Here is a 22,672-nt window from a genome sequence, read left to right on the forward strand (position 1 = left end):
GAGGTGTCCGCCGACTTGCCGTCAACGTCCAGCTTCTCGTAATTGCCACCCTGGGCGTCGTCGATTTTGACGCTCAGGGAGCTGCCGCCAGCCAGGGCATCGTTCGGTGCGACGAAGTTCACGCTGGCGCTGCTCGAACCGACCGGGATGGTGATGGTTTGGCCGTTGGACAAGTTCACGACGACCGGCGAACCGGTCACTGGAGCAGTGACGGACGCGGTGTACACCACGGTGCCGCCTTCAGCGACAGAGGACGTGGCCGTCAGGCTGACCGTCGAGGTATCGACGGTGTCGGTAACATCAGTCACCGCCGCAACAGTGCTCGGAGCCAGGTTCTCGAAGTTGCCGCCCGTAGCGTCCTTGATGGTCGCTTCGACTTTGCCGGCGTCTTTGTAGACGTCATCGGCAGGCGCTTTGACGGTCACTGAGCCAACAGTTGCGCCAGCAGCGATGTTGATCACGGCGCCGTTGCTCAGGGTGACGGTCACGGGTGTGCCGGCAGCATTAGTCAGCGTGGCGGTGTAAACAATCGAACCACCTTCAGCAACCGTATCGGTAGCGCTCAGGCTGATAGTCGTGGTGTCCGCCGTATCAGTCACCGAGGTGTCCGCCGACTTGCCGTCAACGTCCAGCTTCTCGTAATTGCCACCCTGGGCGTCGTCGATTTTGACGCTCAGGGAGCTGCCGCCAGCCAGGGCATCGTTCGGTGCGACGAAGTTCACGCTGGCGCTGCTCGAACCGACCGGGATGGTGATGGTCTGGCCGTTGGACAAGGTCACGACGACCGGCGAGCCGGTCACAGGCGCGGTGACGGACGCGGTGTACACCACGGTACCGCCTTCGGCCACGGAAGAAGTCGCGGTCAGGCTGACCGTCGAAGTATCGACGGTGTCGGTAACATCAGTCACCGCTGCTGCCGGATTGGTAATCAGGTTTTCAAAGTTTCCGCCGACTGCATCTTTGACAGTGACTTCGACTTTGCTGGCGTCTTTGTAGACGTCATCGGCAGGCGCCTTGACGGTCACGGAGCCGCTGATGGCGCCGGCGGCGATGGTGATTACGGCGCCATTGCTCAGGGTGACGGTCACGGGCGTGCCGGCCGCATTGGTCAGGTTGGCGGTGTAAACGATCGAACCGCCTTCAGCCACAGAATCCGTCGCGCTCAGGCTAAGAGTCGTAATGTCAGCCGTATCGGTAACCGAGGTATCCGCCGACTTGCCGTCGACATCCAGCTTCTCGTAATTGCCACCCTTCGCATCGTCGATTTTGACGCTCAACGAAGCGCCGCCCGCCAGGGCATCGTTCGGCGCAACGAAATTCACGCTGCCGGAGCTCGAACCGACCGGGATGGTGATCGTCTGGCCGTTGGACAGCGTCACCACAACCGGCGAACCGGTGACCGGAGCGGTGACGGACGCGGTGTACACCACGGTACCGCCTTCGGCCACGGAAGAAGTCGCGGTCAGGTTGACGGTCGAGGTATCGAGGGTGTCCGTAACGTCAGTCACCGCCGCAACAGTGCTCGGCACCAGGTTCTCGAAGTTGCCGCCCGTAGCGTCCTTGATGGTCGCTTCGACCTTGCCGGCATCTTTGTAGACGTCATCGGTAGGCGCCGCAACGCTGACGGAACCGCTGGTGGCGCCGGCCGCGATGGTGATCACCGCACCGTTGCTCAGGGTGACGGTCACTGGCGTGCCAGCCGGATTGGTCAGGGTCGCGGTGTACAGAATCTGACCGCCCTCGGCCACTTCGGCGGACGCCGACAGGCTCAGGCCAGTGTCGTCCCTGGAGTCGGTAATGGTGGTCAGCGCCGGCTCGGTGCTCGGGGTCAACTGCTCGAAATTGCCGCCGGTGGTCCCGGTGATGGTGGTGCTGACGGTGCTGCCATTGTTGTAGACGTCATTCGCGGCGGTATCGACAGTCACACTGCCGGTGGTCTTGCCCGCTTCGATGGTAATGACCGAGCCATTGCTCAAGGTCACGGTCATCGGCGTGCCGGCCGGGTTGGTCAGTGTCGCGATGTAGGTGATCTGACCGCCTTCGACGACGGTGCCAGTGGCGGTGAGGCTCAGACCGGTGTTGTCGACCGAGTCGGCGATGGTGGTGACGGCTGGCGTGGTGCTCGGGGTCAGCTGCTCGAAATTGCCGCCGGTGGTCCCGGTGATGGTGGTGCTGACGGTGCTGCCATTGTTGTAGACGTCATTGGCCGCCGTATCGACGATCACGCTGCCGGTGGTCTTGCCCGCTTCGATGGTGATGACCGAGCCATTGCTCAAGGTCACGCTCATCGGCGTGCCGGCCGGGTTGGTCAGTGTTGCGGTGTAAGTGATCTGGCCACCTTCGACGACGGTGCCAGTGGCGGTGAGGCTCAGGCCGGTGTTGTCGACCGAGTCGGTAATGGTAGTGACTGCTGGCGTGGTGCTCGGCACCAGATTCTCGAAGTTGCCGCCGGTGGCGCCAGTGATCGTGGTGCTGACGGTGCTGCTGTTCTGATAAACGTCATTGGCTGCGGTGTCGACGTTCACGGTGCCGGTGGTTTTGCCGGCTTCGATGGTGATGGTCGAACCGTTGGACAGGGTGACAGTGACCGGGGTTTGAGCCGGGTTGGTCAGGGTGGCGGTGTACGTGATCTGGCCGCCTTCGGTGACCGTCGAACCCGCCGTCAGTGTGACGGAGGTGGTGTCCGGCGAGTCGGTAATGGTGGTGACCGCTGGCGTGGTGCTCGGCACCAGATTCTCGAAGTTGCCGCCGGTGGCGCCAGTGATCGTGGTGCTAACGGTGCTTCCGTTCTGATAGACGTCATTGGCCGGTGTAGACACGTCAACGCTGCCAGTGGTTTTGCCGGCTTCGATGGTGATGGTCGAACCGTTGGACAGGGTGATGGTGACCGGTGTCTGCGCCGGGTTGGTCAGTGTGGCGGTGTAAGTAATCTGGCCGCCTTCGGTGACGTTGGCGCCGGCGGTCAAGGTGACCGTGGTGGTGTCGACGGTGTCGGTAACCTGGGTCACGGCCGGGGTCGTCGGCGAAGTGACGATGATGCCGTTGCCGCCCGTGGTGCCGGTGACGGTCACGTTGATCTGGGTCGAGTCGTTATAAACCGTGTCGTTCGGCGCGAGCGGGACATTGACGGTGCCGGTCAACTGGCCAGCCGGGATCACGATCACCGAGCCATTGGACAGCGTGATGGTCAGGTCGGTCAGCGGTGCCTGGGTCAGGTTCGCGGTGTAAACCAGTACGCCGCCCGCTTCGGTAATGGTCGGCGTGGCGCTCAGGCTCAGGGTCGATTCGCGCTGCACGTTGGCGCTGGTGTTTGCCGTCTGGCCGCCAAGGGTGTTCTGGGCGGCCAGTGCCGCAGTGCTGAGGCCCGCAGTCGGGAAACCAATGGTCGGGTCGACCCGGCCAGCGGTTGCATCCAGCATCACGAAGCTGTGACCGCCACCTGCCGCACCGCCCGAGCCCGCAGCTGTCGGGCCGGCTGCGGTGGCTTCGAGTTCAGTGGTCGGGTCGGCACCCGCAGCGATGGCTTGCTGCAGTTCTTCAACCGATGGCGCGGCTTGTGCAGTGGCTTCTGACAAGTCAGTGCTGGAATCCGGGTCGCTGGCGCTCCATTGAGTGTCGCGGCCCAGGTCCAGGGTCCGGCCGTCAGCCAGTTCGAGCGTAACGGCGCCAGCGGCACCCGTGTCTACCTGATCGCCGACAAACAACCGGTCGCCTTCAACGAGTACGCGGCGAATGCCCTCTGGGGACACCGCGAAAACCTGACCGACAATGCTTTTGACGATGGCAACAACACTGCTCATTGAAGACTCTCCGGGTGTCACGTTCAGTTGACTTCCATAAACCTGATGGCGTGTTCGCCAAATCAGTCTGGACGTACTTTCAAGGTATTCGAGGCACAACGTTGACGCGCTTAAGCGTCAGCAAATTGGCTATATTTTTTCGCTATAAACTATATGCCAAACTATTGACCTTAGTGCTGTCATCCTAAACACTCGCCCCCGTAATGTCACATTGATATTTAGGTAACTACCTGCCCCAAGAGTGTGGCTCAGTTCCAAATTCCAACTTTCCGACACACGGTCATTCCGATGGTCATCATCCGATGCAGCGGCACGTTCTGCAGTAATTCAAGACAAGTAATTCCGGGAAATTCCAACCATGCGTTTGCACCTGTTCAAGGCTTTACCCTTCGCCCTTGCCGCCAGTTTTGTTCAGGCGCAATCACTTCCGGAGGCCATGCAACAGGCGTTGGATGTCCATCCGGAAATCCAGGCAGGTGTTAATAGTCGATTGGCCGCGGATTATCAGTTAAAGGCAGCAAAAGGTGGATACCTTCCCCGGGTCGATTTGCTGGGCGGTTATGGTCGCGAAGGCACGGACAGCGTCACCACGCGCGCTGCCGGTAACGACAATCACTGGGAAACCCTGAACCGCAGCGAGTCAAGTTTGCGTCTGTCGCAAATGGTCTTTGACGGTTTTGCGACGTCCAGTGAAGTGGGGCGTCAACAAGCCACCGTTAATTCCCGTGCTTATTCCTTGTTGGGCACATCCGAACGCACCGCGCTGACCGTGGCTCAGGTTTATCTGGATGTACTGACCCGCCGCGAATTCGTGCGCCTGGCCACAGACAACCTGAAAAGCCACGAACGCATTTTTGACCAGATCAAGTTGCGCACCCAGCGCGGCGTCGGCAGCGGTGCCGACCTTGATCAGGCCGAAGCGCGTATGGCCCAGGCCCGCAACAACCTGATCACCGAACAGACCAACCTGGCTGACGCCGAGACCAACTTCCTCAGTGCCGTGGGCCAGATGCCCGATCAACTGGAGCGGCCTGCCGATTTTCTCGCGCTGTTGCCGGCCAACTTGAATGAAGCCCGCGCGCAGATGCTGGAAAACAGCCCGATCCTGCGCTCTGCCGAGTCCGACATCGCCGCTGCCGAGAAACAGTACGACGCCGCCAAATCGTCCTTCTACCCGCGCTTCGATGCCGAACTGGGTCGCTCCGCCGACAACGATCTCGACGGTCAGAACGGTCACAGCAACGAATGGCAGGCCATGTTGCGCATGCGCTTCAACCTGTATGCCGGCGGCAGTAACAAGGCTGATCTGGAATCCAAGTCGTACCTGTCCAATCAGGCGCTGGATATCCGCAATAACGCGCTGCGCGTATTGAACGAAGAGTTGGGCCTGGCCTGGAATGCGTTGAACAACGCCAACGCCCAAGTGCCGATCGCCCAGCAATATGTCGATCACAGCACCAGCGTGCGCACCGCGTATCAGAAGCAGTTCAGCCTGGGCGAGCGCACCTTGCTCGACCTGCTCGACAGTGAAAACGAACTGTTCACCGCTGCCCGTCGCCTGGCGGAGATCAAAAACATTCAGTTATTTACTCAGTACCGAATCAAGGCGACCATGGGCGAGTTGCTCAAGAGCCAGGGAGTGGTCGCACCATTGGCATCCGTTGTGCAGAACGACGTGAAGCCCAGGGTCCAGCTACCCGGGATGAATTGAGTCTTCCCTTTTTACTGTTAGCCAAGAGTGCCGAGCGTGGAATCAGAAGTCAGTCGAGTTCAACTCATTCATGATCCACGCGCGCTGCACGACGATCCGTTACTGGATGGTCTGCTAGCCCTTTGCACGCTGCATCAAAAGCCGGCCAGCGCCGCGATGTTGACCACCGGCCTGCCGTTGCCCAAGCAGCGCCTGAGCGTTGAGCTGCTGCCCCGCGCTGCCGCTCGCGCCGGCCTGCAAGGGCGCGTGCTGGTGCGCAAGCTGGAGCAGATTCCGGCGATTGCGATGCCGGCGCTGTTGCTGCTCAAGGATGGCCGCAGTGCCGTCCTGCTCGGCTGGCACGGTGAAGACCAGGCCCGCCTGCTGATCAGTGAAAGCGACGGTGGCGAAAGCCTCGTCAGCCGTGAACTGCTGGCCGACGATTACATTGGCAAGGTGTTCTTCGCTCAACCCCAGCACAAATTCGACGTCAATCACGGCACGCTGATCCCGCGCGCGCGCTCGTGGTTTCGCGACACCCTCAAGCGTTCGCGCTGGCTGTACGCCGACGCCATCGCCGCCAGTTTCCTGATCAACATCATCGCCATGGCCGCGCCGCTGTTCGTGATGAACGTCTACGACCGCGTGGTGCCGAACCAGGCTGAATCGACGCTTTGGGTGCTGGCCATCGGCATCACCGGGGCATATTTGTTCGACCTGATCCTCAAGAGCCTGCGCAGCTTGTGTCTGGACCTGGCCGGGAAGAAAACCGACTTGATCATCTCGGCGACATTGTTCGAGCGCATCGTCGGCATGGCCATGAAGTACCGCCCGGCCCGGGTCGGCAGCTTCGCCCAGAACATCCATGAGTTTCAGAGCCTGCGCGACTTCCTCGCCTCGCTGACCCTGACCAGCCTCATCGACCTGCCGTTTACGCTGTTGATCTTCATGGTCATCGCCATTCTCGGCGGGCACCTGGTGTGGATTCCGGTGCTGGCGTTCCCGATTGCCTTGCTGATCGGCTATGCGCTGCAGAAACCGCTGGTGGCGACCATGGAACGAACCATGGCCCTGGGCGCCGAGCGACAGTCGAGCCTGATCGAAACCCTCGCCGGCCTTGATGCGGTGAAGGTCAACAACGCCGAAAGCGAACGCCAGTATCAGTGGGAACAGACCATCGGCACCCTCAGCCGCCTCGAGCTACGAGTGAAAATGCTCTCGGGTCTGGCAATGAACATCACCCTGCTGATCCAGCAACTGGCCGGGGTGATCATGATCGTCTTCGGCGTGTACCAGATCATCGCCGGCAACCTGAGCATGGGCGGTCTGATCGCCTGCTACATGCTCAGTGGTCGCGCGCTCAGCCCGCTGGCTTCGTTGTCCGGCCTGCTGACCCGTTACCAGCAAGCGCGGGTGACCATGGTGTCGGTGGACCAGATGATGGAACTGCCGCAAGAGCGCAACTTCGAAGAGCGCCCGCTGAGCCGCAAGGTGCTGCAAGGCGCCATCGAATGCCGGCAGATGAATTTCACCTACCCGAACCAACAGAACGCGGCGCTGAACAACATCAACCTGGTCATCAAGCCGGGCGAGAAGATCGGCATCATCGGTCGCAGCGGCTCGGGCAAAAGCTCCCTGGCCAAACTGCTGGTGGGTCTCTATCAACCGGACGACGGCGCGCTGTTGGTGGACGGCGTCGACATTCGTCAGATCGACGTCAGCGAATTGCGCCACAACATCGGCTATGTGGCGCAGGACATCCAGCTGCTGGCCGGCACCCTGCGCGACAACCTGGTCTCGGGTGCGCGCTATGTAGAAGACGAAATGGTGCTGCAAGCCGCCGAACTGGCCGGCGTGCACGAGTTCGCCCGTCTGCACCCGCAAGGTTATGAACTGCAAGTCGGTGAGCGCGGGCAGAACCTGTCCGGCGGTCAGCGCCAGAATGTGGCCCTGGCCCGTGCGTTGCTGCTCAATCCGCCGATCCTGCTGCTCGACGAACCGACCAGCGCCATGGATAACACCGGTGAAGAACGCCTCAAGCAACGCCTCGCCGCGGTGATTGAAAACAAGACCGTGGTGCTGGTGACGCACCGGGCATCGCTGTTGTCGCTGGTGGATCGCTTGATCGTCATCGACCGTGGACAAATTCTCGCCGATGGCCCGAAAGCCGCCGTGATGGAAGCGTTGAAAAAGGGGCAGATCAGTGTTGCTTAAGTCGGGTTTCAAGGATTCGATTCGCCGTTACTTCAAAGGCTCCGAGTCGCTGCATGGCCAGCCACTTCCCGAGGTCAACAAAGCCCTCATCGAAGACGCCCCGCGGGTGGTGCGGCTGACGATCTGGGCGATCATCGGTTTCTTCGTGTTCCTGATGCTCTGGGCCAATTACGCGGTGATCGACGAAGTCACCAAGGGCGACGGCAAGGCGATTCCGTCGTCGAAGATCCAGAAAATCCAAAATCTTGAGGGCGGCATCGTTTCCGAGCTGTACGTCACCGAAGGGCAGATTGTCGAGGCCGGCGCGCCGCTGATTCGCTTGGACGACACACGGTTTGCCTCCAACGTGGGCGAGACCGAAGCCGATCGGCTGTCGATGCTGCTGCGCGTGGAGCGCTTGAGCGCCGAGGTCGATGACCGTCCGCTGAACTTCCCCGCCGATGTGCTGAAGGCTGTTCCCGGTCAGGCGGCCAGTGAGGAGTCGCTGTACATCAGCCGTCGTCAGCAACTGCACGATGAGATCGGTGGTTTGCAGGAGCAGTTGATCCAGCGTCAGCAAGAGCTGCGCGAATTCACTTCCAAACAGTCCCAGTACCGCAATGGATTGTCGTTGCAGCGTCAGGAAATCAACATGTCCGAGCCGCTGGTGGCCCAGGGCGCGGTGTCGCCGGTCGAGGTGTTGCGACTCAAGCGTGCCGAGGTCGAAACCCGTGGGCAACTGGATGCCACGACGCTGGCGATCCCTCGCGCCGAATCGGCGATCAAGGAAGTGCAGCGCAAGATCGACGAGACACGCGGCAAATTTCGCAGCGAAGCCCTGACCCAACTCAACGAGGCACGCACCGACCTGAACAAGGCCCAGGCCACCGGCAAAGCGCTGGAAGATCGGGTCAGCCGGACGCTGGTGACATCGCCGGTGCGCGGCATCGTCAACAAGCTGCTGGTGAACACCATTGGCGGCGTGATCCAGCCGGGCAGCGACCTGGTGGAAATCGTACCGCTGGACGACACCTTGCTGGTGGAAGCGAAGATCCGCCCGCAAGACATCGCGTTCCTGCACCCGGGGCAGGAAGCGACGGTGAAGTTCACGGCGTACGACTACACCATTTACGGTGGGCTGAAGGCCAGGCTTGAACAGATCGGTGCCGATACCATCACCGATGAAGACAAGAAGACCACGTACTACATCATCAAGCTGCGCACTGATCGCAGCCACCTGGGGACGGATGAAAAGCCGTTGCTGATCATCCCGGGGATGGTGGCTTCGGTGGATATCATTACCGGCAAGAAGACCGTTCTAAGCTATCTGCTGAAACCGATTATTCGGGCTCGGGCTGAGGCGTTGCACGAGCGGTAGTTCTTGAGCGCGGCTGATGGCCTCTTCGCGGGCAAGCCTCGCTCCTACAGGATTTGTATCGTTCACATATTTGGCATACGACACAAACCTCTGTAGGAGCGAGGCTTGCCCGCGAAGGCGGCCTCAAAAACGCCACAATCCAAAAGCCATATCGTTATTCGCTAACGGTATTTAAATTTAAATTCTTATACCTATAAAGTCACTCTCCTGCGTACCTGCCGACCCATCGGCGCGCCGCACGACACGAACCAACACGGGACCTCCGTGAGTTTCTTGATCGACGTGCGCGCTTTGAAGCGTGCCGTGCGTGGGAGTGATTTTTATGTCAGCCGTCTCTGCGTCACCCGCAATCGCGCCACAAACCTTCGACATTCGTCCGTTCAGCGGCGCTGTCGGTGCCGAAATCATCGGCCTGGACCTGTCCCGCCCGATCAATGATCAGGATTTCGCCCGCCTCCACCGCGCGCACCTTGATCATCACGTCGTAGTGTTCCGCGACCAGCGCATCACCCCCGAGCAGCAAATCGCCTTTAGCCGTCGATTCGGCGTGTTGCAGATCCATGTGCTCAAGCAGTTCCTGCTGGCCGGCCACCCGGAAATCCTCATCGTTTCCAACATTATCGAAAACGGCCAATCCATCGGCCTCGGTGACGCCGGCAAGTTCTGGCACTCCGACCTTTCCTATAAAGAATTGCCGAGCCTGGGCTCGATGCTGCACGCCCAGGAGCTGCCGTCCGAAGGCGGCGACACGCTCTTCGCCGACATGCACAAAGCCTGGGACAACCTGCCCGAGGCGCTGCGCAAAGCGGTCGAAGGTCGTCCGGCGGCGCATTCCTACACGGCGCGCTACAGCGAGACCAAATTCGAAGGCAACTGGCGCCCGACCCTGACGCCGGAGCAACTGGCTCAAGTGGCCGAAGTGGTCCACCCGATCGTGCGCACGCACCCGGAAAATGGTCGCAAGGCGTTGTTCGTCAGCGAAGGTTTCACCACCCGCATCGTCGGTTTGCCGGAGGACGAGAGCAAGCAACTGCTTGATGAGCTCTACGCTCACAGCGTGCTGCCGCAAAACATCTACCGCCATCAATGGCAGGCCCACGACCTGGTGTTCTGGGACAACCGCTCGCTGATCCACCTCGCCGCCGGATGCCCAAGCCATCTGCGCCGCAAGCTGTATCGCACCACCATCCAGGGCGACGCGCCTTTCTGATTTGTCGGAGAACTTCCATGTCCAAACGTCTTCCTTTCGCGCCGCTGGCCGCTGCCATCGGTTTGGGATTCAGCCTGATCGCCGGCAGTCTGGTGGCGCCGACCGTGGCCCACGCCGAAGGTGAAATCCGCATCGCCGAGCAGTTCGGCATCGTTTATCTGTTGCTCAACGTGGTGCGCGATCAGAACCTGATCGAGAAATACGGCAAGCAGGAAGGCATCGACATCAAAGTCGACTGGACCCAGTTGTCCGGTGGCGCGGCGGTCAACGATGCGCTGCTGTCAGGCTCGATTGATATTGCCGGTGCGGGCGTCGGTCCGTTGCTGACCATCTGGGACCGTACCCACGGCAAGCAAAACGTCAAAGCCGTGGCCTCCCTCGGCAATTTCCCGTATTACCTGGTGAGCAACAATCCCAAGGTCAAAACGATCGCCGACTTCACCGAAAAGGACCGCATCGCGGTGCCGGCGGTCGGGGTGTCGGTGCAGTCGCGCTTCCTGCAATACGCGGCCGCCAAGCAATGGGGTGACAAGGACTTCAATCGCCTCGACAAGTACACCATCGCGTTGCCGCACCCGGACGCCACCGCCGCGCTGATCGCGGGTGGCACCGAATTGACCGGGCATTTCTCCAACCCGCCGTTCCAGGACCAGGCGCTGGAAAACCCGAACGTGCACGTGGTGCTGAACACCTATGACCTGCTCGGCCCGAACTCACCGACGGTGCTGTTCGCCACCGAGAAATTCCGCGACGAGAACCCGAAAACCTACAAGGCCTTCGTCGAGGCGCTGACCGAAGCGGCGCAGTTTGCCCAGAACGACAAAGGCGCGGCCGCCGACACTTACATCCGTGTCACCAAAGCCAAAATCGACCGTGCCGCGTTGCTGAAAATCATCGACAACCCGCAGTTTGAATTCAGCGTCACGCCGAAAAACACCTACCCATTGGCCGAATTCCTATATCGCGTCGGCGCGATCAAAACCAAACCGGATTCGTGGAAGGATTACTTCTTCCAGGATGCCAAACCGCTGCAAGGGAGCTGATCGAGATGAACGCCCCTTTGCAAGGCCACACGGCCAGCAACCCGGTCACAGCAGCCCAGGCGCTGCTGTCCGTCGACAATGTCAGCCTGGAGTACCGCACGCCGCAGCGTGTGGTTCGGGCAACGCATCAAGTCAGTTTTGAAATCGATCCGGCTGACCGCTTTGTGCTGCTGGGGCCGTCGGGTTGCGGTAAATCGACGCTGCTCAAAGCGGTCGCCGGATTCATTCAACCGTGCGAGGGCGAGATCCGGCTGCAAGGACAAACCGTTCATGCGCCGGGGCCGGACCGGATTGTAGTGTTCCAGGAATTCGATCAACTGCCGCCGTGGAAAACCGTCAAACAGAACGTCATGTTTCCGCTGCTGGCCTCGAAAACCCTCAAGCGCAAAGAGGCCGAAGAACGGGCGTTGCACTATCTGGAAAAGGTCGGTCTGGCGGCGTTTGCCGATGCGTATCCGCACACATTGTCCGGCGGCATGAAGGCGCGAGTGGCGATCGCCCGGGCGTTGGCGATGCAGCCGAAAATCCTCCTGATGGACGAACCCTTCGCCGCCCTCGATGCGCTGACTCGCCGCAAGATGCAGGAAGAATTACTGCTGCTCTGGGAAGAGGTGCGCTTCACGCTGCTGTTCGTCACGCACTCCATCGAAGAAGCGCTGGTGGTGGGTAATCGCATTCTGTTGCTGTCGCCGCATCCGGGTCGGGTGCGGGCCGAAGTCCACTGCCATCAATACGATTTGCACAGCCTCGGTGGCGTAGCGTTTCAGGAGTCGGCGCGAAGGATTCATCGGTTGCTGTTCGATGAAGGTCAGTCGCCGGAAACCGAGCGTGAGCTGGATTTTTCCGACATTCGCATCGCTTATTGAGCCATTGAGAGGAGTGCCCGATGAGCCATTTATCATCTGCGCGTGAAGAATTCGAAACCGTTTTGCAGCCATTGACGAGCGTGCCGGTGGAGCGGGAATTGCCGCTCGCTCAGCGCCTCTGGCAACAGGCTTGGCTACGTAAAAGCCTGATCCTGATTTTGCTCGCAGTGCTGTGGGAGGTGGTTGCCCGCGTTCAGAACAACGACCTGCTGCTGCCGAGTTTTCTGCAAACCGGCAGCGCGCTGTATGACGGCTTGCTCAGCGGTGAACTGCTGGGCAAAGTCTGGATTTCGCTGGTGGTGCTGCTCAAGGGTTACTTGATCGGCATCGTCCTGGCGTTTGGCCTGACCACGTTGGCGGTGTCGACGCAGTTCGGCCGCGATCTGCTGAGCACCTTGACCTCGATGTTCAATCCACTGCCGGCGATTGCGCTATTGCCGTTGGCGCTGCTGTGGTTTGGTCTGGGGCAGAACAGCCTGATTTTTGTGCTGGTGCATTCAGTACTTTGGGCCTTGGCGCTGAATACCTATGCCGGGTTTCTTGGCGTCTCGGAAACCCTGCGCATGGCCGGGCGCAATTACGGCCTCAAGGGTATGCGCTTCGTGCTGTTCATCCTGATCCCGGCGGCGCTGCCGTCGATCCTTGCCGGGTTGAAAATCGGCTGGGCGTTTGCCTGGCGAACGCTGATCGCAGCGGAATTGGTGTTTGGCGCCACCAGCGGCAAGGGCGGGTTGGGGTGGTACATCTTTCAGAATCGTAATGAGCTGTACACCGACAAGGTGTTTGCTGGGTTGGCGGTGGTGATCTTGATTGGGTTGCTGGTGGAGAACCTGGTGTTTGACACGCTGGAGCGGGTCACGGTGAAGCGGTGGGGGATGCAGCGCTAAGATTTGCGGTGTCTGATCCGGCCTCTTCGCGAGCAGGCTCGCTCCTACAGTGGATCTTCATTGGATGCAGATTTTGTATTCAACACAAAACCCCTGTAGGAGTGAGCCTGCTCGCGAAGGGGCCAGACCTGCCAATACATCAGTCAGGAGAATGTTTGCTAGCATTGCGTCTGAATCAACCCAGCCCAGACACGAGTGCTCAGCATGCAACTCCCGGACATGAACCTGTTGGTCGCCCTCGACGCCTTGCTCGACGAGGGCAGTGTGGTGGGCGCTGCGCGGAGGATGAACCTCAGCCCGGCGGCTATGAGCCGAACGCTCACGCGTATCCGCGAGGCCATCGGCGACCCGATTCTGGTGCGCGCCGGTCGTGGTTTGGTGCCAACGCCCAAGGCGTTGGAGCTTCGCGAGCAAGTACGCGATGTCGTGGAGCAGGCCGCATTGCTGTTTCGCTCGGCCGATGCGGTGGAGTTGGGTTCGTTGCGTCGTCGCTTCAGCATCCGCGCCAATGACTTTTTCGTCGGTGTCTACGGCGGCAAGCTGTTCGACACCCTGGACCGTCAGGCGCCGCATTGCGAGTTGCGCTTCGTCCCCGAAGGCGACGGCGACGATGAAGCGCTGCGCGAAGGGCGGATCGACCTGAGCATCAGCAATACCCGGCCGCTAACCCCGGAAGTGAAGGTTCAGAATCTGTTTTCCACTCATTTCGTTGGCCTGGTTCGCGAGGACCATCCGCTGTTCGACGAAGAGATTACGGCCGAGCGTTTTGCGGGTTTCTCCCATATCAGCATGTCCCGTCGCGGCATTGCTCGCGGGCCGATTGATGCCGCACTCAATGCCCTTGGGCTGGAGCGGCGGGTGGCGATGATTGCGCCGAGTTTCCACGCGGCGATGTTTGCGCTGCCGGATTCCGACCTGATTTTGCCGGTGCCCAAGGAAGCGCTGTTGAGTGTGCGGCGCCTGGGTTTGAAGCTGCGCTCGTTTACCCTGCCGATTCCCTTGCCCACCCTGATGCTGACCCAGGCCTGGCACCCGCGTTTCGACAAGGACCCGGCGCATCGCTGGCTGCGTGAAACGCTCAAGGCCTGTTGCGATGAGACCTGGCTGGCCGCACAACCCTCTTGAAGTTCACACCCAATCCCTGTGGGAGTGAGCCTGCTCGCGATAGGGCCATCACATTCACTACAGATGTTGACTGATCCACCGCTATCGCGAGCAGGCTCACTCCCACAGGGTTTATTATTGCTGCATGAAACGCACTTATTACCTGTCAATAAGTCAGTTTTCGTAACGTCCCGCGCTTCTTAAACTGCTTCGGTATTCAAACCCCGGAGCTTGCAGTAAATGACTTTACTCACGGTCACGGCACCTCTCGCCGCGGCCAGTCCGGCCGCCGTTACGCCCCCGGTCTTCGGCCCGCGGATCATCATCGGTCTGGTGGGCGTGTTGCTGGCGGTGCTGGTGTCGGGCCTCAACGAGATGGTGACCAAGGTCGCTCTGGCCGACATTCGCGGCGCATTGGCCATCGGCTATGACGAAGGCACCTGGCTGGTCGCCAGCTACACGGCGACCTCCGTAGCCGCCATGGCCTTCGCGCCGTGGTGCTCGGTGACGTTCTCGTTGCGGCGCTTCACCCTCTGCGCCATCAGCGCCTTCACCCTGTTGGGCGTGTTGTGCCCGTTCGCCCCGAACTACGAAAGCCTGCTGCTGATGCGTACTTTGCAAGGCCTGGCTGGGGGCGCGCTTCCACCGATGCTGATGACCGTCGCGCTGCGCTTTTTGCCGGCCAACGTGAAGCTTTACGGTCTGGCGGGTTACGCGCTGACGGCCACCTTCGGCCCTGGGCTCGGCACACCACTGGCCGGCTTGTGGACCGAATACGTCGGCTGGCAATGGACCTTCTGGCAAATCATCGCGCCGTGTCTGATTGCCATGGCGGCCGTGGCCTACGGCTTGCCGCAGGATCCGCTGCGTCTGGAGCGCTTCAAACAATTCAACTGGCGCGGCTTGCTGCTGGGGTTTCCGGCGATCTGCATGCTGGTGATCGGCATTTTGCAGGGCAATCGACTGGACTGGTTCGAGTCGAGCCTGATCTGTGGATTGCTCGGCGGTGGGCTGTTGATGCTGGTGCTTTTCCTGATCAACGAGTGGTCGCAGCCCATCCCGTTTTTCAAGATGCAGATGCTCGGGATCCGCAACCTGGCGTTCGCCTTGCTGACCCTGGCCGGGGTGCTGGTGGTGCTGCTGGCGGTGATCATTATTCCGTCCAGCTATCTGGCGCAGGTCCAGGGTTATCGCCCGGTTCAGACCGCACCGATCATGTTGTTGGCGGCCCTGCCACAGTTGATCGCGCTGCCGCTGGTGGCGGCGCTGTGCAACCTGCGTTGGGTCGATTGCCGCTGGGTACTGGGGCTCGGTCTGAGCATGTTGGCGCTGTCCTGCATCGGTGGTTCGCAGCTGACGTCGGTGTGGATTCGTGACGATTTTTACGTGCTGCAATGGCTGCAAATCTTCGGTCAGCCCATGGCGGTACTGCCGCTGCTGATGCTCTCCACCGGCAGCATCACGCCGATGGAAGGCCCCTATGCCTCGGCCTGGTTCAACACCGTGAAAGGCCTGTCAGCGGTGGTCGCCACCGGTGTGATTGAGGCGTTGACCACGGCAAGGCTGCATTTCCATTCGACCATGCTGGTGGACAACCTTGGCAACTCCCCTCTGGCCGACAGCGACAGCGCTGGCCTTGCCCATCGTCTGCATGAGCAGGCCGTGGTGCTGACGTCATCGGATCTTTATCTGTGCATGACCGGCGTCGCGTTGGTGCTGATCCTGCTGATTTTCTGGCTGCCGACGCGGATTTATCCACCGCGCGCACCGACATGAACGCTTCACTGAAACAGAAGGTTTTTATGACGACTCAAACAAAGCAAAAAGTGGTTGTCGGCGTCGCCGCAGTGGTGGCGGTCGGCGTGCTGATTTACCTGCTGACGCCAGGTCTTTTCGGTAAACGCACGCAGCAGAACACCAACGATGCCTTTGTCTCGGCGGACTTCACCCTGGTGGTGCCTCGCGTGGCGGGGTTCATCAAGGACGTGCTGGTGGAAGACAACCAGCAGGTCAAGGCCGGGCAGTTACTGGCATTAATCGATGACCGGGACCTGCGCGCCGCCGCCCAAGCTGCCGACGCCGAGACGCTGGTGGCCAGGGCGCAACTGCAAAACGCTCGGGCAACCCTTGAGCGCCAGGCGTCGGTGATCGCTCAAGCCCAGGCCGCCGTGGTGTCGGCCAAGGCTGAGATGGCCTTCGCCGAGCATGAATTGAACCGCTACAACCACCTCGCCGGGGTCGGTGCCGGCACGGTGCAGAATGCTCAGCAAGCGCGCACGCGCATCGATCAGGCCGCCGCGCGATTGGCCAACGTCACGGCGGTGCTGGCGGCTGAGCGAAAGCAGGTGGAGATCCTCACGGCTCAGCGCGATGCGGCTGACGGTGGATTGAAGCGGGCGCAAGCGGCGCTGGAAATGGCCAGCTACGAACTGTCTTACACGCGCATCGTTGCCCCTCAGGACGGCATGGTGGGCGAGCGGGCGGTGCGGGTCGGTGCTTACGTGACGCCGGGCAGCAAGATTCTGGCGGTGGTGCCGCTGGCGCAGGCTTACGTGGTCGCCAATTTCCAGGAAACCCAACTGACCGACGTGAAGCCGGGGCAGGACGTGCAAGTGCGTGTCGACAGCCTCGGTGGCGAGGTTTTGACGGGGCGCGTCGAGAGCATCGCGCCGGCCACCGGTGTGACGTTTGCTTCGATCAAACCGGACAACGCCACCGGCAACTTCACCAAGGTTGTGCAGCGGATTCCGGTGAAGATTGTTCTGGAACCGGGTCAGGCATTGGCCGGCCGGTTGCGGGTGGGGATGTCGGTGGAGGCGAGGATTGATACGGCCGGTGCGGCGACGGCGTCTGAGGTGGTTCAGCGATGAAGAGCTTTGTTGACCGGACTGACGCCTTCGCGAGCAAGCCCGCTCCCACATTTAATCTGCGGGGTGCCCAAGTTTTGTGCGCAAAAAGAGATCCCCTGTGGGAGCGGGCTTGCTCGCGAAGAGGCCGGTGGCTTCAACTCACCTTTTGCGCCTTGCTGATCATGAGCCTTACAGCCTGCACCGTCGGCCCCGACTTCCAGAAACCTCAAGCACAACAAATCACCGAGTGGTCGAAACCGTCCAAAGCCGCCGCCAGTGAAGCCGTACCCACCGACATGAACGAGCGCTGGTGGGACGTCTTCAACGACCCGAAACTCTCGGCCCTGACCCAGCGCGCCCTGACCGACAACCTCGACCTGAAACTCGCCAGCAGCCGCTTGCAGCAAAGTCGCGCCGCACGCCAGGCGATCACCGCCGACCGTTATCCGAACACCGCTGTCACCGGCAGCTACGGGCGCAAACGTAACAGCGGCGAAGGCCTGAACGATCCATCAGGCAACAACGGCGACTCGGCGTTCAACCTCTGGGACGCAGGCTTCTCCGCGTCATGGGAACTGGATTTCTGGGGCCGTGTGCGCCGCGAAACCGAAGCCGCCGACGCGACGCTGGAAGTCGCGGAAAACGATCGCCGCGGTGTGCTGCTGTCGGTGCTCGCCGAAACCGCTCAGGACTACATCCAACTGCGCGGCGTACAAAGCACTCGGGCTGTTACCGAACAAAACCTCGATGTCGCCCGCCACAGCCTGAGGCTCTCGCAACTGCGTCTGGCCGATGGTGTTGCCACTGACCTGGACGTCGCCGAAGCGGCCGCCCAAGTCGCCGCCATCGAGTCGCGCCTGCCCGCGCTGGAACAGCGCCAATCACAGCTGATCAACGCCTTGAGCTTGCTGATGGGCGAACCGCCTCAAGCGCTGCACGCCGAGTTATCCAGCGACGTGCCCGTACCGCAAACCCCACGTCAGGTCGCCATTGGCCTGCCGTCGCAGCTGGCCGAACGCCGCCCGGATATCCGTCAGGCCGAAGCCCGCCTGCATGCCGCCACCGCGAGCATCGGCGTGGCCAAGGGTAACTTCTATCCGCGGATTACCCTGTCGGGCAACATCGGTTCACAAGCCATGCAGCTGAGCGATTTCGGTTCCTGGGGCTCGCGCTCGTTCGGTATCGGCCCGCAATTCAGTCTGCCGCTGTTCGACGGCGGCCGCCTGCGCGGGGTCCTGAATCTGCGCGAGGCCCAGCAACAGGAAGCCGCCATCGCCTACCAGCAAACCGTACTACGCGCGTGGCATGAAATCGACGACCAACTGAGCGCCTACAACGCCAGCCAACTGCGCCGCGACAGCCTCGCCGAAGCCGTCCGCCAAAACCAGATCGCCCTGCGCACCGCGCAGCAGCAATATGTGGAAGGGGTGGTGGACTTCGTCAATGTTCTCACGGTGCAAGGCGCGTTGTTGGCGACTCAGGAGCAGTTTGTGGAGAGCTCGACCGGGGTGTCGCTGGCGATGGTGGGTTTGTATAAGGCGTTGGGCGGGGGATGGGAGTCGGTGTATCCGCTGGCAGAGACGGCACAGCGCTGATTTCAGGGCTGTCAAAATTTGACACTCGGCCCAATGAATTGGATGTGGATAGTCTCAGGTCTATGCCGGTTGGGGGGCCAGCCTCATTTTTGCGGTTCTAACGTAATGGCCCTGAACGACGTGATAAAGCGTGGAGCGTTGGGCGCGGGTGCCTTATGACGCGCTAGTTGCCAAATCATGTATCGACGGCTCTGACGCTATCGCGGGCAAGCCCGCTCCCACAGGTGATCTTCGGTGAACACAAGATATGTGTACGACCGAGATCCCTTGTGGGGGCGGGCTTGCTCGCGAAAGCAATCTTCAGCTCACCACAAATCTACCCGGCTAAACCTTGGTTTGAGCCTTCGCCATTTGCAACGCCTCCCAATGATCCAGCGCCCGCTCTACGAGCAACTGCACGCCATCGGCCATGCGGCTGAGTGCCAGGGCTACCGAGCGCCGTGTCCCGTCCACGTCGTCCGCAAGATCGGCCGCAATGGCACTGATGGACAGCAAATCTTCGGAGGCGTTGGCCAGCAGGGCTTCGGTGTCGATGTCGGGAGAAACTGAGAAGAGCGCGCCTTTGCGGCGCCTGGCTGGTTTTCCGTCAGCCGGGGGGAAGTAGTGGGCGAAGGCGCGGTCAGCGGCTTCTTTGAGTTTTTCAGCCTCGAGAGATTCTTCTGACGGGGCGTCAGAGTTCTCTGGAGGATTGGGCGTTATCTTGATCATATGAAATATCCTAAACAGTAAGTTGGAGCCGTCACCGTTCGCTTGCACGCGAATGGGGTGGCGGCCGTGCGCAGGTGTGCAAGACCGGGACTGTTTAGGACACCCAGCAGATCCGAGGATCTCCTGCGCGCAGCCGCCATAAAGCAGTGAACACTTAAATGCTCAATGAGAGATATGGCAATTGCGACCTAAACAGTTTCGTCGGACTTGCACGTCCGTGTCACCGTTTATTCAGTGACAAACCCAGACTAGACCTGGGTTCAGGCCGGAACAAGTTCACCAACACCACTACAACTTGAAGGAAATCTCCGACGGAGTTACCAGACGTTGGTGTTTTTGCAGAAGGTCAAGATTTGGACGACAAATCCGCCATCCCCTTGAGCAATTCGATCGGCAGCGGAAAGACGATCGTCGAGGTCTTGTCACCGGCAATCGAACTCAGCGTCTGCATGTACCGCAACTGCATGGCCCCAGGCTGACGCCCCAGCATCTCGGCTGCTTGCATGAGTTTTTCCGAGGCCTGCAACTCACCTTCGGCGTGAATCACCTTGGCCCGGCGTTCCCGCTCGGCTTCAGCCTGTTTGGCGATGGCGCGAACCATCGACTCGTTGAGGTCCACGTGCTTGATCTCGACGTTCGCCACCTTGATGCCCCAGGCATCGGTCTGGGCGTCGAGCACTTGCTGGATGTCGATGTTCAGCCGTTCCCGTTCGGCCAGCAGTTCATCGAGTTCATGTTTACCGAGCACCGCCCGCAGCGTGGTTTGGGCCAGTTGGCTGGTGGCCATGAGGAAGTCTTCGACCTGGATGATGGCTTTCTGTGGATCGAGCACGCGGAAATACAGCACCGCGTTGACCTTGACCGAGACGTTGTCGCGGGTAATCACATCTTGCGGCGGTACGTCGAGTACCACGGTGCGCAGGTCGACGCGGACCATTTGCTGGACCACCGGAATCAACAGGATCAGGCCAGGGCCCTTGACCTGCCAGAAACGCCCGAGCTGGAACACCACCCCGCGCTCGTATTCGCGCAGGATGCGGAAGGTCGACCCCGCCAGCGCGATCAGCAGTAACAGCAGCGCGGCAAAACCCAGTTGCAGGCCCATGTCTATTCTCCATTCGACGCCGCATCAGCCGCGGCCACTTCCAGCAGTAATCCCTTGCGCGCCACCACCCGGACCCTTTGCCCGGGTTGCAGCGGCGTGACGCTGAGGACTTGCCACTTTTCTCCTTGCAGGTGCACCCAACCGTTGTAGGCATTGCCGGCCAGCGACAACACCGGGGCCACGCTACCCACCAGTCCTGCATCGCCACTGACGTTTTCGCGCGGTCGGGTTTTCAGCGCGTGGACCAAAAGGAAGATCAACAGCAGCGCACTGATCAGTCCCAGGCCGATCATCAACGGCACAGGCACTTCGGTGTTGGTCATGATCACCGCCCCGATCACGAACATCACAATGCCGCCGAGCCCGATCACGCCGTAATTGGGCAGTGCCGCCTCGGCGATCAGAAACGCGATGCCGAACGTGATCAGCCAGATCCCCATGGGGTTGGGCGCCAGCAGGACGACGGTGTCCGCGGCGAAGACCGATCCGCTCAAGGCCAACAACAGCGCAATTGCCCAGCAACGAGTGTTCACGTGACCCTCCGGGAGAGTCATTGATGGTTCTTTATACAGTCTAGCTGAGCTGTGGATTGTACGAATTTTGACCAGTTGTTGACGTTGGCCCGGCGGGCGGATTTCACTCTGAAACGCGCCAGCAGGCCTAGACTTTCAGTACGAAGAAAAGTGTTAACCATCGTCCGCCAAACAGTGTTTGCGGACTCCGAGGTGCATCATGCGTATGGCAAAAACCCTGCAGAGCAGCCTGGACAAGGCGCACTGCGAATATGACGTTGTCACCCACCCACACTCGGCCAGCAGCCTTGAAACGGCGCGGGTCGCGGGCATTCCTGCCGAACGGGTGGCCAAATCGGTGATCCTCGACGACCACCACGGTCATTTTCTGATGGCTGTGCTGCCCGCCAGCCGTCACCTTGACCTGAGTAAAGTTCGCGCCAGCGGCGAATGGCAGATCACCCGGGAAAGCACCCTGGCGCATCTGTTCGAAGATTGCGAACGGGGCGCCGTGCCCGCGCTCGGTGAATCCTATGGCCTGGACATGGTCATCGACCCACTGCTGACCCGGCAGAAAGACATCTACCTCGAAGCCGGCAACCACAACAATCTGGTGCACATGAACATGCCGGAGTTTCTGAAAATGGTGCCGCATGCGGAGGTGCGAGAGTTGAGCCAGTGAGTTTTGCGGCGCCAGTTACATCGCCTTCGCGGGCAAGCCTCGCTCCTACAGGGTCACGCTGTCCATTGTAGGAGCGAGGCTTGCCCGCGATTGACTGCAAAGCAATCACCCAATCATCTGCCATAAATAGGAGCCCGACATGGAATCCCCAACCCACAGCCTCCCTTCCCTGTTCAAACAACTCGGCCTGCCGGACGACGCCGAAAGCATCGATAAATTCATCGCCACCCATTCACCGCTCAAGCCTGAATTGCATTTGGCCGATGCATTTTTCTGGAGCGAGGGCCAAGCGCAGTTATTGCGGGAGGAGATTCTGGATGACGCGGATTGGGCGGAGGTTGTGGATCAACTGGATGTGCTGATGAGGAAGGGGCGGGGGGTGTAAATCTGAGGAGTACTTCAACTCTCCAGCGGCCACTGTCGAGAAGTGTGAACCAGCGCGAGTATCCAGATCGCATCCCGTCCCAGTTCATAGACGATGCGATAACTCTGGTGCGGAATCAGCTCTCGTGTGCCGGCAATGATTCCGGCGGGGCCGCTTTCAGGGTATTGGGACAGCTGAGATATTGAGTGAGTGAAACGGGTGTCCATGGCGATGGCTGCTTTTGGATTGACGGCATGGAGATAATCCCAAATTTCTGCACGATCCTGTGCTGCTGCAGGCGTCCAAATAATCCTCATCCTTTAGCAGCCCTCGCACGCCTGGCGGCGAATTCTGCCTCAACTTCATCATTCGGCAGGCCTTCACCTGCATTCATGGACAATCGCGCGCGGTCTACTTTGCGTTGTAAAAACGCTTCGTACTCACGCGACTCGCGCTGTTTTTGAACGAATTGCCGCATCATGTCACGAACAATCTGCGAAGCAGGGCGATGCGACGCTTCGGCTTCGGCCATGAACTGCTCGCGCAATTCCGGTTCGAGTTTCATTGTAAAGACGGCTTGTTTTGACATGGTCTGCATCCTCGACTGATGTACTGACAAAGTATATACGTCGTCAGTACAAACCATGGCCTGAGGGGAAATCGACGCGACGCGCGGTGCCCGCAGC

19 protein-coding genes are annotated in these 22,672 nt (G+C 60.4%); 13 read left to right on the forward strand and 6 right to left on the reverse strand.

Going from position 1 to position 22,672, the window contains the following annotated elements:
* Window positions 1-3,800 (reverse strand): retention module-containing protein (locus EYC95_RS11565; protein WP_131060467.1); only part of this gene is annotated, 3,800 nt, incomplete at its 3' end.
* A gap of 358 nt (window positions 3,801-4,158) precedes the next feature.
* Between EYC95_RS11565 and EYC95_RS11570 the strand changes: the two genes are divergently transcribed.
* The 11 genes from EYC95_RS11570 (at window position 4,159) to EYC95_RS11625 (ending at window position 18,615) form a co-directional block, all read left to right on the forward strand.
* Window positions 4,159-5,511, forward strand: a complete 1,353-nt coding sequence (locus EYC95_RS11570; protein WP_131060468.1) for a TolC family outer membrane protein — start codon at window positions 4,159-4,161, stop codon at window positions 5,509-5,511.
* A 36-nt stretch (window positions 5,512-5,547) separates the two neighbouring features.
* Window positions 5,548-7,704: a type I secretion system permease/ATPase gene (locus EYC95_RS11575; protein WP_131060469.1), complete on the forward strand. Its 2,157-nt coding sequence runs from the start codon at window positions 5,548-5,550 to the stop codon at window positions 7,702-7,704.
* A complete protein-coding gene (locus EYC95_RS11580; protein WP_131060470.1) occupies window positions 7,694-9,061 on the forward strand; it encodes an HlyD family type I secretion periplasmic adaptor subunit in 1,368 nt (455 codons plus the stop codon). The genes EYC95_RS11575 and EYC95_RS11580 overlap by 11 nt, the downstream gene beginning before the upstream one ends.
* A gap of 322 nt (window positions 9,062-9,383) precedes the next feature.
* Entirely contained in the window at window positions 9,384-10,271 is an 888-nt protein-coding gene (locus EYC95_RS11585) for a TauD/TfdA family dioxygenase (protein WP_131060471.1), read from the forward strand.
* Between the two features lie 17 nt (window positions 10,272-10,288).
* Window positions 10,289-11,314 carry an ABC transporter substrate-binding protein gene (locus EYC95_RS11590; protein ID WP_131060472.1) on the forward strand — a complete coding sequence of 342 codons (1,026 nt, stop codon included), beginning with the start codon at window positions 10,289-10,291 and terminating at the stop codon, window positions 11,312-11,314.
* Window positions 11,315-11,319: 5 nt separating this feature from the next.
* Complete coding sequence (locus tag EYC95_RS11595) at window positions 11,320-12,180, forward strand: ABC transporter ATP-binding protein (protein WP_131060473.1); 861 nt, start codon at window positions 11,320-11,322, stop codon at window positions 12,178-12,180.
* Between the two features lie 20 nt (window positions 12,181-12,200).
* Window positions 12,201-13,067: an ABC transporter permease gene (locus tag EYC95_RS11600; protein ID WP_131060474.1), complete on the forward strand. Its 867-nt coding sequence runs from the start codon at window positions 12,201-12,203 to the stop codon at window positions 13,065-13,067.
* 204 nt (window positions 13,068-13,271) lie between these two features.
* Window positions 13,272-14,192, forward strand: coding sequence for a LysR family transcriptional regulator (locus tag EYC95_RS11605; protein ID WP_131060475.1), 921 nt, complete (start codon window positions 13,272-13,274; stop codon window positions 14,190-14,192).
* A gap of 219 nt (window positions 14,193-14,411) precedes the next feature.
* Window positions 14,412-15,947, forward strand: a complete 1,536-nt coding sequence (locus EYC95_RS11615) for an MFS transporter (protein ID WP_131060476.1) — start codon at window positions 14,412-14,414, stop codon at window positions 15,945-15,947.
* 26 nt (window positions 15,948-15,973) lie between these two features.
* Entirely contained in the window at window positions 15,974-17,041 is a 1,068-nt protein-coding gene (locus tag EYC95_RS11620; RefSeq protein WP_131060477.1) for an HlyD family secretion protein, read from the forward strand.
* A complete protein-coding gene (locus EYC95_RS11625) occupies window positions 17,038-18,615 on the forward strand; it encodes an efflux transporter outer membrane subunit (RefSeq protein WP_131060478.1) in 1,578 nt (525 codons plus the stop codon). Before EYC95_RS11620 ends, EYC95_RS11625 begins: the two co-directional genes overlap by 4 nt.
* Before the next feature lie 324 nt (window positions 18,616-18,939).
* On the opposite strand, the gene EYC95_RS11635 is transcribed toward EYC95_RS11625, so the two are convergent.
* From EYC95_RS11635 to EYC95_RS11645, 3 genes are all read right to left on the reverse strand, one after another.
* Window positions 18,940-19,323 carry a DUF6124 family protein gene (locus EYC95_RS11635; protein ID WP_131060479.1) on the reverse strand — a complete coding sequence of 128 codons (384 nt, stop codon included), beginning with the start codon at window positions 19,321-19,323 and terminating at the stop codon, window positions 18,940-18,942.
* Window positions 19,324-19,669: 346 nt separating this feature from the next.
* A complete protein-coding gene (locus EYC95_RS11640; protein ID WP_131060480.1) occupies window positions 19,670-20,428 on the reverse strand; it encodes a slipin family protein in 759 nt (252 codons plus the stop codon).
* A gap of 2 nt (window positions 20,429-20,430) precedes the next feature.
* The gene (locus EYC95_RS11645) at window positions 20,431-20,961 is read right to left on the reverse strand and encodes an NfeD family protein (protein ID WP_131060481.1); all 531 of its coding nucleotides are present in this window, start codon (window positions 20,959-20,961) and stop codon (window positions 20,431-20,433) included.
* 199 nt (window positions 20,962-21,160) lie between these two features.
* Between EYC95_RS11645 and EYC95_RS11650 the strand changes: the two genes are divergently transcribed.
* Window positions 21,161-21,622, forward strand: coding sequence for an aminoacyl-tRNA deacylase (locus EYC95_RS11650; protein ID WP_131060482.1), 462 nt, complete (start codon window positions 21,161-21,163; stop codon window positions 21,620-21,622).
* 139 nt (window positions 21,623-21,761) lie between these two features.
* Entirely contained in the window at window positions 21,762-22,007 is a 246-nt protein-coding gene (locus tag EYC95_RS11655; protein ID WP_131060483.1) for a DUF2789 domain-containing protein, read from the forward strand.
* Window positions 22,008-22,021: 14 nt separating this feature from the next.
* Here EYC95_RS11655 and EYC95_RS11660 read toward each other — a convergent pair whose 3' ends face one another.
* Window positions 22,022-22,303, reverse strand: coding sequence for a type II toxin-antitoxin system RelE/ParE family toxin (locus tag EYC95_RS11660; protein ID WP_131060484.1), 282 nt, complete (start codon window positions 22,301-22,303; stop codon window positions 22,022-22,024).
* On the reverse strand, window positions 22,300-22,575 hold the full coding sequence (locus EYC95_RS11665; protein WP_131060485.1) for a CopG family ribbon-helix-helix protein: 276 nt from the start codon (window positions 22,573-22,575) through the stop codon (window positions 22,300-22,302). The genes EYC95_RS11660 and EYC95_RS11665 overlap by 4 nt, the downstream gene beginning before the upstream one ends.
* Window positions 22,576-22,672: the final 97 nt, after the last annotated feature.

Origin of the sequence: Pseudomonas sp. BGI-2 (assembly GCF_004310295.1) — a bacterium.
In the GTDB taxonomy this organism is placed as follows: Bacteria; Pseudomonadota; Gammaproteobacteria; order Pseudomonadales; family Pseudomonadaceae; genus Aquipseudomonas.